General features: G+C 29.2%; 10 protein-coding genes and 1 pseudogene. 3 read left to right on the top strand and 8 right to left on the bottom strand.

Going from position 1 to position 11,907, the window contains the following annotated elements; translation table 11 throughout:
* Positions 1–27 precede the first annotated feature (27 nt).
* From KGF45_RS18500 to nifV, 7 genes are all read right to left on the bottom strand, one after another.
* On the bottom strand, positions 28–339 hold the full coding sequence (locus KGF45_RS18500; RefSeq protein ID WP_227433351.1) for a helix-turn-helix domain-containing protein: 312 nt from the start codon (positions 337–339) through the stop codon (positions 28–30).
* Between the two features lie 189 nt (positions 340–528).
* Positions 529–1,050 carry a nitroreductase family protein gene (locus KGF45_RS18505; RefSeq protein ID WP_227843013.1) on the bottom strand — a complete coding sequence of 174 codons (522 nt, stop codon included), beginning with the start codon at positions 1,048–1,050 and terminating at the stop codon, positions 529–531.
* A gap of 97 nt (positions 1,051–1,147) precedes the next feature.
* A complete protein-coding gene (locus KGF45_RS18510; protein ID WP_227843014.1) occupies positions 1,148–1,642 on the bottom strand; it encodes a GNAT family N-acetyltransferase in 495 nt (164 codons plus the stop codon).
* Positions 1,643–1,675: 33 nt separating this feature from the next.
* Positions 1,676–2,125 (bottom strand): MarR family winged helix-turn-helix transcriptional regulator, encoded by a 450-nt coding sequence (locus KGF45_RS18515; protein ID WP_227830131.1) that lies wholly within the window; start codon positions 2,123–2,125, stop codon positions 1,676–1,678.
* Positions 2,126–2,375: 250 nt separating this feature from the next.
* Positions 2,376–3,368 (bottom strand): isocitrate/isopropylmalate dehydrogenase family protein, encoded by a 993-nt coding sequence (locus KGF45_RS18520; protein WP_227482972.1) that lies wholly within the window; start codon positions 3,366–3,368, stop codon positions 2,376–2,378.
* A 20-nt stretch (positions 3,369–3,388) separates the two neighbouring features.
* On the bottom strand, positions 3,389–5,314 hold the full coding sequence (locus tag KGF45_RS18525; RefSeq protein ID WP_227830129.1) for an aconitate hydratase: 1,926 nt from the start codon (positions 5,312–5,314) through the stop codon (positions 3,389–3,391).
* Between the two features lie 24 nt (positions 5,315–5,338).
* A complete protein-coding gene (nifV, locus tag KGF45_RS18530; RefSeq protein WP_227433357.1) occupies positions 5,339–6,532 on the bottom strand; it encodes a homocitrate synthase in 1,194 nt (397 codons plus the stop codon).
* 445 nt (positions 6,533–6,977) lie between these two features.
* Here nifV and KGF45_RS18535 point away from each other — a divergent pair, with 445 nt between their 5' ends.
* From KGF45_RS18535 to tnpA, 3 genes and pseudogenes are all read left to right on the top strand, one after another.
* Positions 6,978–8,105 carry a DEAD/DEAH box helicase gene (locus KGF45_RS18535; RefSeq protein WP_227830128.1) on the top strand — a complete coding sequence of 376 codons (1,128 nt, stop codon included), beginning with the start codon at positions 6,978–6,980 and terminating at the stop codon, positions 8,103–8,105.
* A gap of 275 nt (positions 8,106–8,380) precedes the next feature.
* Positions 8,381–9,733 (top strand): RNA-guided endonuclease IscB, encoded by a 1,353-nt coding sequence (iscB, locus tag KGF45_RS18540; protein WP_227843015.1) that lies wholly within the window; start codon positions 8,381–8,383, stop codon positions 9,731–9,733.
* Positions 9,720–10,120 (top strand): annotated as a pseudogene (gene tnpA / locus KGF45_RS18545) (IS200/IS605 family transposase). Before iscB ends, tnpA begins: the two are co-directional and overlap by 14 nt.
* Before the next feature lie 247 nt (positions 10,121–10,367).
* Here the strand turns inward: tnpA and KGF45_RS18550 are convergent.
* Entirely contained in the window at positions 10,368–11,558 is a 1,191-nt protein-coding gene (locus KGF45_RS18550) for a hypothetical protein (RefSeq protein ID WP_227843016.1), read from the bottom strand.
* Positions 11,559–11,907 lie beyond the last annotated feature (349 nt).

The raw sequence follows: 11,907 nt of genomic DNA on the forward strand, positions 1-11,907 counted from the left end.
CCCAATTTAAATCACCCCATGTATATACTAATCGTAAAGTCCATTTAATACTCTACTCACAGTTGCTTTACTCCAACTTGTTTCACTTGAAATTTCTTTATAGCTTAAACCATCTCTTCTCAAGTTTTTTATATTATTTATATCATCATCAGTAATTTGTTTTTCCTTTGGCTTAAGACTATTTTTGTAGCTTCTAAGTCTATCTAATTCTGATTTTAAACTATCTACTTCAAACTGTTTTTTTTGAAGCTTACTCTCATAAGAGTCTCTCATTTCATTAAATTCTTTGATGTAGTTTACTTTCCAATCCTCATCAATCTTTGTTTTAAATATACCCATATTTGAACCTCCTTAAATTTTGTTACTCTAGTTATGTATCGATTATAAACATTAATTTCTATACTTATCTTTAAAATCCTTGTACATAACCCCTATATAAGTTAGTAAAATTCAGATATATTTTTACAATTTTAAATATATATTAACAATATCAAAAAAACATACTGTCTTAATATAATATATTATACATTAAAATTTATTAAAATGAACTTTTTCATAGTCCAAATCAGAGTCACAGTATGATTTTTTTTCTTCATCAGGGTAGCCTATAGAAATTATACATTCTACACTGTACTTATCAGGTATGTTCAGTTCATCTCTAATATATTTATCAGCATCTATACTATCATCATGCATCCTATTTCTTACTTGTATCCAGCAAGAGCCTAATCCAATTTCATGAGATTGAAGTTGTATATATGAAGCAGCAATACTTGCATCTTCTATCCAAGCATCATTTTTTTCTTTATCTCCAATAATTACAATAGCCAAAGGTGCATTTTTTAGGAAAAATCCACCACCTTTAGTCCTACATTGAGATAAGTTAAGTAATGTTTCTTTATCATCTACCACGATAAATTCCCATGTTCTAAGTCCCTTTGATGATGGTGCCAAAAGAGCCGCTTTTAATATTTTATCTAGCTTTTCTTTTTCTACTTCAACATTTTTATACTTTCTAATACTTCTTCTTTTTTTTAGAAATTCAATCATCTAAATCAACCCTTTCATAATAGCATACATCTGGCTTACATCATGCCCCTACTAATACTGAAAATGTATTCTCTAGCCTTTGTATGATAAATACTTTTTATAATATTTTATCATAACAATAGAAAGATTTCTCTTTTCCTAGGAAACTCATTTCACCAATTTTGATAAATCCACATTTTATAAGCAATGAATTCATCTTTGAGTTTATTGAATATGTATCACTCTTTAAATATGATACATCGTTTTCTTTAGCTAATTCTTCAGCAAAATCAACTAGTTTAGATGCAATTCCCATCTTTCTAAAACTTGGATTTACTGCCATTCTATGTACTACCATAGCCTTCTCATTAGACGACCAATTTAAATCTATATATTCTTTAGGTTCATCATAATTAATACATATAAATCCTGCTATCTTTCCATCTACTTCTTCTACATATAAATCTTGTTTCTCAATATCAGAAACAAAGTCTTTATCTGATGGATAATTTTCATCCCATTGTGTATTATTATAGCCTTTCATTTCCTCTACTGTTGATTTTATAATTCCCATGATACTATCTAAATCATTTATATTTGCTTTTCTAATCATAAAAATATCTCCTTATATTCATATATTAATTTATTATCTTTTTACTTTAAACCATTCTTCTTCTATATTTTTTCTCATTTTCTCTAGTATATTGTTTGCTGTTTGCTTCTCTTCATCTGTAAGATTATTAAAACAGATTTCTATACTTCTATTTTCTTCTTCAATTATTAACTCATATACTTCTAAAGATTTATTAGTCGGAGTTAAATTATATCCTCTTTTATCAAACTCATCTTGCTTTTTATCCACATATCCTGCTTTTATTAACTTCTGTATAGCTTTGGTTGTAGTAGCCTTATCTACTTTTAACACATTTGATAATTCTACAAGGTTTATACCAGGATTTTCACAAATTCGTGTTAAAAAAGTAAATTGCCCTTTTTGTAACTTTAATTCTTTGTACTTCATATCATTTATTGAATTTACTGCTCTAGATAAAGTACCAACTTCTCTTAATATATTACTGTCTAAAGTTTTAATCAAATACACCTCCAATCAATACCCCTAAGTTTAAAATATATTTAGTTGAACTTTCAACCATATTTGTATGTTACCATATATTGGTTGAGTATTCAACTAAAAAAATAACTTTTTTACATTTATTTTTATTCATATTTTTGAATGGATGCTTACAAATATATAATTACAGAGCTAAAAAAAGAGCTGTTAATTGTCCCATATACAATTAACAGCTCTTTTTAGGCTTACATCATATTATTACTATAAATAACAACTAAATATATTTACATACCTCATCTGCAAATTCAGTAGTTGAAGCTGAACCACCTAAGTCTACAGTTAATTTACTTCCATCAAGAAATACTTTTTCTAAAGCTGTTTCTATCTTTTGTGCATTTTCATATTCCCCTAGGTATCTAAGCATCATTACTGACGATTGAATAAGAGCTGTTGGATTAGCTTTATTTTGCCCAGCTATTTGTGGAGCACTTCCATGAACAGCTTCAAATATAGCACAATCTTTACCAATATTTGCACTTGGAATTATACCTAAGCCTCCAACAAGACCAGCTCCCAAATCAGATAGTATGTCTCCATAAAGATTTGGCATTACCATTACATCGTAGTTTTCTGGATTTAAAACTAAGTTCATAGCTGCTGCATCTACAATTAAATCATCATACTCGACACCATGTTTTGATGCTACTTCTCTAAATACATCTAAAAACAAGCCATCAGACATTTTCATTATGTTTGCTTTATGTATAGCTGTAACTTTTTTTCTCTTGTTATCTTTAACATAGTTACATGCAAAGTCAACAATTCTCTCACTTGCACCTCTTGTTATTATCTTTATACTTTCAGCTGCATAATCACCTATCTTATGTTCTATACCAGCATATAAGTCTTCTGTATTTTCTCTTACTACCACTAAATCAACATCTTCATATCTTGACTTTATACCTTTAAAACTCTTAATTGGTCTTAAGTTAACATATAAATCTAATGCTTGTCTTAAAGTTACATTTACACTTCTAAATCCTTTCCCTACAGGAGTAGTGATTGGACCTTTTATAGCTATTTTGTTCTTTTTTATACTATCTATAATATATTGAGGAAGTGGAGTTCCATATTCTTCAATAACTGCTTCTCCTGCATTAACTTCTTCCCATTCTATCTCTACCCCAGTAGCTTCTACAACCTTTTTCATAGCTTTCGCAACTTCTGGTCCTATTCCATCTCCTGGTATAAGTGTCACTTTATACATTAATATTCCCTCTTTTCATATTAATTAGCTTGATTCTTAGTGTAATTTAATTTTCCACCTGCTTTTAATACATCAACTTCTTTTGATGATAATTCTACTTTAACTTTGAAAAAAGTTCCTTTGCTTAAATTCTTAACCTCTAAAACACCACTATCTAAATTATCTAAAATATTTGGTATTTCCAGACTATCTAAAAGAGATAAATTTTCATAATCTTTTTCATCACAAAACTCCATTGGAATTATACCACTGTTTATTAAATTTGCTTTGTGTATTCTTGCAAAACTTTTTACTATTACTCCTTTAACACCAAGATATAATGGTGCTAAGGCAGCATGTTCTCTACTTGAACCTTGTCCATAGTTGTCTCCACCAATTATAAATCCACCATCATTATCTTTTGCTCTTTGAGGAAACTCTGTATCTACAGTATTAAAACAATAATTTGCAAGATATGGTATGTTACTTCTAAAAGGAAGTAATTTAGCATTTGATGGCATTATATGGTCAGTAGTTATATTATCTTCTGTCTTCAATATTACTTTTCCACTTATAGACTCACTTAGTTCTGTATTAAGAGGGAAAGGCTTTATATTAGGACCTCTAACTACTTCTACATCGCTTCCTACATCAGAAGGCTTTATTATCATACTATCATCTATTAAAAATTCATTTACATCTAAGTTTTCAAATTTAACATCAAATTCTCTTGGGTCTGTAAGTTCTCCTTTTATAGCACTTACTGCTGCTACTTCTGGGCTCACTAAATATACTTGTGCTGATAGAGTTCCACTTCTTCCATAGAAGTTTCTATTGAAAGTTCTTAAAGATACAGAATCTGTTCCTGGAGATTGACCCATACCTATACATGGCCCACAAGAATTTTCTAATATTCTAGCTCCAGCACTTATTATATCTCCTAAAGCTCCATTTCTAGCTATCATTTCCATAACCTGTCTTGAGCCTGGTGCTATTACCAAACTTACATTCTTATGAACTTTGTTGCCTTTTAAAATTTGGGCTACTTTCATTAAGTCTTCATAAGAAGAATTTGTACAGCTTCCTATCGCAACTTGGTCTATTTTAATCTTTCCTATATTTTCGACTTCATCTACATTGTCTGGACTATGAGGCTTTGCAGCTAATGGTTTTAATTCATCTAAGTTTATAGTAATCTCTTCATCATAAATTGCATCTGAATCAGATTTTAGCTCCATCCAAGCATCTTCTCTTCCTTGACTCTTAAAAAACTCTAGTGTTTTTTCATCACTTGGGAATATTGAAGTAGTTGCTCCAAGCTCAGCTCCCATATTTGTTATTGTGGCTCTTTGTGGAACAGATAGATTTTTAACACCTTCTCCTCCATATTCATAGACTTTACCTACGCCACCTTTTACAGTTTGTTTTCTCAACACTTCTAATATTATATCTTTTGAAGATACCATATTATTTAATTTTCCAACTAAGTTTACCTTACAGACTTTTGGTGCTTTTATATAGTATGCTCCTCCTGCCATAGCTAGAGCAACATCCAATCCCCCAGCACCAATAGCCATCATACCAACACCACCAGCAGTAGGTGTGTGGCTATCAGAACCCAAAAGTGTATCTCCTGGTGTTGAAAATCTTTCTAAAAACACTTGATGGCAGATACCATTTCCTGGTTTAGAAAAATAAACACCATATTTATCAGCTACTGTTTGTATATATTTATGGTCATCTGCATTTTCAAATCCTTGTTGTAACATATTATGGTCTACAAATGCAACGCTTCTTTTTGTTTTTACTTTATCTATGCCCATAGCTTCTAATTGAAGATATGTCATTGTTCCAGTGGAATCTTGTGTTAAAGTCTGGTCTATTTTTATCCCAATTGAATTGCCAGCAACAGCCTCTCCATCCACTATATGTTTTTTTATTATTTTATAAACTATATTATCTCCCATACTTTCCTCCTAAACAATTATATCTTAAATATATGAACCTCTAACTGCTTCTTCTTCTGTTGTACCTTTTTCATGTGCTAGTATATCACAATATAATTGAAGAATCTCTTTATCCATCAAACTTCTTTTCAATCTTATAGATGTAGCTCTTATGGCATTTAATAATTTGGTAGCGTTTTCTGGAGAAATATACATTTCATATTCACTCAATTTATTTATTACTGCTGCTCTTCCTGAATGCTTTCCTATTACTATCTTTCTTTCAAGATTTACTTCACTTGGGTCAAATGGTTCATAGTTATGTGGGTCTTTTAAAGCTCCATCTGCATGTATACCTGATTCATGTATAAACATATTATCTCCAACTACTGGTTTCCATGTAGGAAGTATTCTTCCTGATGCTTGTGACACATACTCACATATCCCTCTAAACTTTCTAGTATCTACGTTATTTAAATCACATTTATAGATGCATTTAAGTGCCATTAAAACTTCTTCTAACGCTGCATTTCCAGCTCTCTCACCTAAGCCATTAACTGTAACTCCAACATAGTTTGCTCCTGCTGCTAATCCTGCAAGTGCATTTGCTGTTGCCATACCAAAATCATTATGTGTATGCATTTCTATGTCAAAATTAGTTCTTTCATAAAGAGTTTCTATTGCATTTTTTATAGAAAAAGGATTCATAACTCCTACAGTATCACAATATCTAAATCTATCTGCTCCTGCTTGCTTTCCAACATTTATAAACTCAGTTAAGAAGTCGATATCCGCTCTTGAAGCATCTTCTCCATTTACTGAAACATATAATCCATTTTTCTTTGCAAATTCAACTGTCTTAGCCATGTTCTCTAAAACCCAACCTCTAGAAGTTCTAAGTTTATTTTCTATATGAATATCAGATACTGATATTGATATGGCTACTGCATCAACACCACAAGAAATAGATTCTTCAACATCTTTTATCACTGCTCTATTCCAAGCCATTATATCTGCTTTTAAATTTCTATTGCATATGTGCTTTATTACATTTTTTTCGTCTCCACCCATAGTAGGTATACCAACTTCAATTTGGTCGACACCTAAATCACTTAACATTTCAGCAATCATTATTTTTTCTCTATTCGCAAATACAACCCCAGCTGTTTGTTCCCCATCTCTTAAAGTAGTATCTACTATTTTGATTTCCTTTGCTCTATCTTTTGATATAATGCACATATTAATGCCCCCCTTAGTATACATTTAGTTTTAATAATATTAGGTCTTATTTTTCAGTGATGTCTCTAACTTTTGATTATTTTTTTATTTTTTATTCATTTTAATTTCATTTGCAATTTATTTTTTTAGCTTTTCATATCTTGTAATCTATTATATTACTTTATATTAATTATTGCACTATATTTTTTCCTTTTTGTGAAAACTTCTTAAAAATGAAAGTTATTATGTTTTTCTTGCATTTTAATTTAATTTATAAATAGATTTATTTTCAAAAAACCTTTTAAATTAAACCTCTAAAATTCTAGCTAAAATTTAATTTAATCTACACTATATTTTAAGAGTTATACACTATATTTTTAAACTATATAAATAATAATCGAAAAAATTACTAAAAATACTTACAAATATGATATTATTAATTGATTAATAAAATAGAAAATTTTTCATGAAAGGTAAGATAATAATGGATTTTAAGAGCTTAGGAATTAGCGAAGATACTATAAATATTATAAAAACATCAGGAATAACAACACCTACACCTATACAAAAAGAAAGTATTCCTTTAATAAAATCAGGAAAAGATGTCATAGCAGAAGCTCAGACTGGGACAGGTAAAACACTTGCTTTCTTGCTTCCGATATTTGAGAATATATCATTGGATATAGATGATATACAAGTACTTATACTGTCTCCAACTAGAGAACTTGCTATTCAAATAACAGAAGAAGCTATAAAACTTAAAGAATCTAAGGATATAAATATTCTAGCAGCTTATGGTGGAAAAGACATTGGTTCTCAGATAAAAAAACTAAAAGGAAATATTCATATGATTATAGCAACACCAGGTAGACTTCTAGACCACTTAAATAGAAAAACAATTGACCTTAGCAAATTAAAAACTTTTGTTTTAGATGAAGCAGACCAAATGTTGCTTATGGGATTTAAAAATGAGGTTGAAGCTATTTTAAAAGAAACTTCAAATAAAAAACAGACATTATGCTTTTCTGCAACTATGGATTCTCAAGTTAAAAAATTAGCTTATAGATATACAAAAAATCCTGTTGTTGTTTCTATTGAAAAAGAAGAAATTACTCTTACTAATATAAAACAAGAAGTAGTAGAAACTACAGATAGAAAGAAATTAGATGCTTTATGCAGTGTTTTAAACGAAGACAATCCTTTTATGGCTATAATATTCTGTAGAACTAAAAGAAGAGTTGACAACCTTGAAGAGGCTCTTGCTATACGAGGATATAATTGTCAAAAGTTGCATAGTGATATCGCCCAATCAAAGCGAGAAAGAATAATGAAATCATTTAGAAATTTAGAAATACAATATTTAATAGCTACAGACGTAGCTTCTCGAGGTCTTGATATATCAGGAGTAAGTCACATATATAATTACGATTTACCAGAAACGCCTGAAGACTATATTCACCGTATTGGTAGAACTGGTAGAGCTGGAGAACAGGGTTATACTTGTGCTTTTATTGACCCTAAAAACGAGAGAATATTAAGTGAAATTGAAACAGCTATAGAATCTAAAATTAATAGAAGAATTGTAAAATTATAATATATAGGCTAACTATCAAATTGTCAACTGCCAACTACCCTAAAGGGTAGTGGCTTGTAGGAGATTACAAGTTAGTTGAATAGCCTAAGTTTTAACTACGTTATGTAAGAATATATAGGTACTTTAGGATACTTCTCTAGTCCTAAACTCTACGGTGTATCATTAAACATCACTGATGGCAGGCGAAGTGTGGTATATTTAAAACCTTTCATAACATTGGCGAAGAGAGCTTACCACCGTAAGGTGAGGTTAAATTATCTGAAAGGATTAATATTATGGTGTATGTAATTAGCTTTGAAGGAAAACCGTTAATGCCTACTAATAATGCAAAAGCTAGAAAATTATTAAAACAAAAGAAAGCTACTGTTAAAAGAGTTAATCCATTTACTATACAATTACTGTATAAAACGGATACTGAATATATTCAATCTGTAACATTAGGGATAGATAGCGGATATTTAAATATAGGATTTTCAGCTATAACAGATAGTAAAGAATTGATAGTTGGAGAAGTAAAGTTGCTTCAAGGTATGAAAGATAGATTATTAGAAAAAAGTCAATATAGAAGAATTAGAAGACAAAGATTAAGATATAGAAAACCTAGATGGAACAATAGAAAAATAGAAAATGGATGGTTAGCACCAAGTTTACAACATAAGTTAGATACTCATGTTAAATTTATAGATTATCTTAATTCAATACTGCCTATTAAAAATATAGTAATAGAGGTTGCCAACTTTGATATACAAAAAATCAAGAATCCTGATATATATGGAGTAAAGTATCAACAGGGAGAACAAATTGGTTTTTGGAATGTAAGGGAATATGTACTTCATAGAGATGGACATAAATGTCAAAATCCTAATTGTAAGAATAAGAATAAAGAACAGATATTAGAAATTCATCATATTAAGTACAAGAGTGATAGTGGTTCTGATGCTCCTAGTAATTTAATAACTTTGTGTAATAAGTGTCATACATCTCCTAATCATAAAAAGGGTAAATTTCTGTATGATTGGTGTGAAAATGGTAAAAAGGTTAAAGATTTTAAAGATGCTACATTTATGTCAATGATAAGATGGTACTTATTGGAACAGTTGAAAGAAAAATATACTAACATTAAAGCAACTTATGGTTATTTGACTAAAAATCATAGAATTGAACATGGTATAGAAAAAAGTCATTTTAATGATGCTTTTGCTATAGCTAAAGGTGTTAATCAAGTTAGAAATTTAGAAGTATTTAAAGTTGAACAATCAAGATTAAACAATAGAAGTCTTGAAAAATTCTATGATGCTAAATATATAGATAATAGAACTGGTGAGAAAGTTTCTGCAAGTGAACTTAATTGTGGAAGAAGAACTAGAAACAAGAATTTAAATTCTGAAAATCTTAGAGTGTTCAGAGGTCAGAAAATATCTAAAGGTCAAAGAAGAATAAGGAAGCAAAAATCATTGTATCAGCCAAATGACTTGATTAAATATGATGGAAAAGTTTATACAGTTAAAGGTAGTCAAAATGAGGGGCAATATATAGCTTTAAAAGAAATCAAAAAAGTGCCAAATGTAAAACTAATTAAACCATATATATTTAAGAAGGGATTGAATTGGAGTTGTGGATTATGTTAGTAGAAATCATTCTAAGTGTTTGTTATTGGTACATCTGATATTTGTATGTAAATACAGAAAAAACTTGTTAATTAAATTTGGTGATGAAATTAAACATATTCTTAGTAATATAGCAAAAGAAAAAGATTTAATCATAGTGAAATGGAAGTTGATAAAAATCATGTGCATCTATTAGTTAAATATAGACCAACAATTTCTATATTAGAGATAGTAAGATGGTTTAAGCAAATTTCAACTTATAGGATTTGGAGAATTAACAATAACCAATTATATCTTAACAAATATTTCTGGAAGGAAAAAACTTTTTGGTCAGATGGATACTTTGCTTGTAGTATAGGAAATGTTTCTAAAGAAACTATTGAAAGATATATACAAAGTCAGGGATAGGCTTACATCCACTAACCTAAAGGTATAGTGGTTTTACGCCTTAATTTATAAAAATTGAATAAATAAAAACGTATGTGTACTTATCTTAGATAAATTCACATACATTTTTATATTGTTTCATTTTAATAATATTGTTAATATCATTTTAAATTTTTTCTGATATTAATCTTATATTAATTTTGCACTTAAGTCATCATTAATGAATCTTTTATAGACCATCTTTTTATACTTAAGCTACTAATTTATACTATAAATTCTCAACATTCTCATCTAAATCTGCTGGCCATTTAGCCTCTGGATGTTCTTTTGCAAATTTCTTATTCTTATAATGACCCAATGTTAGAAAAGGTATAACTATAGTGAATAGACCAAGATAACCACAATATCCATATCCATACTTAACTATGTTACTTAACCCTGTAAGAGATATAAGCATTGATACTACCATTATTGCACATGCTGTAAATACTCTTCTTTTCATTTTTGAAGAAAGGAAAGAAAGTGCTTTATGGTCTTCAAATCTATTTACAAGACCAAATATTGTAGTTACTCCTGTAGACATCAAACAAAGGAATAGTGCTACATTATAAATTATGTATATAGTGTTATTTCCAGATTGACCTGCAACATAAAGAGTAGGAAGCGTTGTTTGTCCAGCAGCAGTAAATTCTCTATACCATCCCATTAGCATAGTTACAGCAAGCCCCAACGCAACTGCATTCATAGCAAATGAAATTATCATTGCTTTAGTAGCTTCTTTAGAATTTTTAAGAAGTGGTCTTGAACAACTTGCAAGTGTAGGTATAACAACTGATTGGAATCCTGCATAAATAAAAGTATTAAGTATTGGCTTAAAGTATCCAGGTGTGAAGCTTGTTCTGTTTGAGAATATTTCAGATATTTCTGGTACCTTAGCTTTTATACCCACTATAAAAATAGTAAGAGTACATACTAATATAGCTATGGTCATTGCTGTTGCTGCTTTAGATACAAGCATAGCTCCAAATATAGTAAAAATAAGAAGTACAATTCCGATAATAAAGACGGCTATAAAATAATTAATTCCTATACTCTGAAAAACTGCTGCTGCACCTGCTATAACAGCGCTTACAGCTATTAAAACCATTAGATAATAATATATCTCCCATATTATTTCAAGTTTTGGATATGGACTCCAAAGTTCACAAAATAAATCCTTATAATTCTTACAATTATTATTATTATACATTATAATAACTTCTCTCATAGTAGCAGTAAGTATAATCATTGCTAAAATTGCCATGAGTGGTGCAATCCATCCATATTGCACATAATACTGAGTTTCTTGATTTCCTGTAGCAAATCCTCCACCTGCATGCGAACTAAAAAGAACACTTGCAACTCCAAATATAGCTAGAATAGAGCCTGTTGCTTTTGCTTTTTTTACATTTTTTTGCATAAAATCATCCTCTCTAGAAATAATAGTAAAAAATTTATAATTTAACATACATTTGACAAAATAATAACATTTTTGTCAAGTTAATTCAACAGTAATTTTTCTAAAAATTTACAATTTTAATTTTTTTATTTCTAATCAGGTAAATTTCATGCGTTTATTTTATTATTATGAATTAATAATATTTTTATATTATATTTTTTTTATATGAAACTGTTTTTATAACGTTAAATTTTTTACAAACGAACTTATGTAATTAGATAATGCTTAACATACCTATAATAGTTATAATCATTTATTACTATATTTGCATTCTTATTGAAATCGTTAAGACTTATATTCGTCTCTTATT

Source organism: Clostridioides sp. ZZV14-6154 (assembly GCF_020657785.1).
Lineage (GTDB): Bacteria > Bacillota > Clostridia > Peptostreptococcales > Peptostreptococcaceae > Clostridioides.